2 pseudogenes are annotated in these 648 nt (G+C 62.0%); both read right to left on the bottom strand.

The features are described from left to right. Positions 1-64: 64 nt before the first annotated feature. Positions 65-399: pseudogene (locus QYH69_RS35945) on the bottom strand (ATP-binding protein); the annotation flags it as partial. A 56-nt stretch (positions 400-455) separates the two neighbouring features. After that, positions 456-648: pseudogene (locus QYH69_RS35940) on the bottom strand (IS21 family transposase); the annotation flags it as partial.

Here is a 648-nt window from a genome sequence, read left to right as displayed (position 1 = left end):
CGTAACGCTCTTGCCGGCGCGCTGCCTCGAGCTGCAACATCAAGTCGGCCGCGGTGATGAATTTCGTCTTGATGCCAGCCTGCGTGGCTGCGTAACCGATGGCGATCGCCAGATGAGTCTTGCCCACGCCGGATGGGCCGAGCAGCACCGCGTTCTCGCCTCGCTCGATGAAGCGCAGCGTGGCGAGTTCGTCGATGGTCTTGCGCGGCGCTCCGCTGCAAAGCTGTAGTCGTAATCGTCGAGCGTCTTGATGGCCGGGAACCCTGCCATACGGACCAGCGTTTGCCTGGATCGAACCTGTCTCGTCTCACGCTCATGCGCGAGTGCGTTCTCGAGGAAATCCAGGAAGCTCCACTCCTTGGTCGCTGCGTCGCCGGCGAGTGCGACGTATCGATTCATCAGTCCCTCAAGCTTCAGGCTATGGCAATGCGCGTCGATGCGTTCCTGTTGCAAGTTCATGCGCGCACCTCGGTGAGCAGTTGCTGATAGACCGACAGTGGGTGCTGTATCGACATCGAGGACTCAACCCGGGCTCGCGCAACGGGAAGCGCCACTCGCGACACGCCGTTAAAACCCGGCAAGCCCTGAAGGTACGGGCGCTCGCTCTGCTCCAGCCAGACGGCGGGTGCAAATCCCGTTACCGGATGG

The sequence above is a fragment of the Paraburkholderia sp. SARCC-3016 genome (genome assembly GCF_031119615.1).
In the GTDB taxonomy this organism is placed as follows: Bacteria; Pseudomonadota; Gammaproteobacteria; order Burkholderiales; family Burkholderiaceae; genus Paraburkholderia.
The sequence above is the reverse complement of the archived record's forward strand: the minus strand, read 5'-3'. Positions and strand labels throughout refer to the sequence as shown.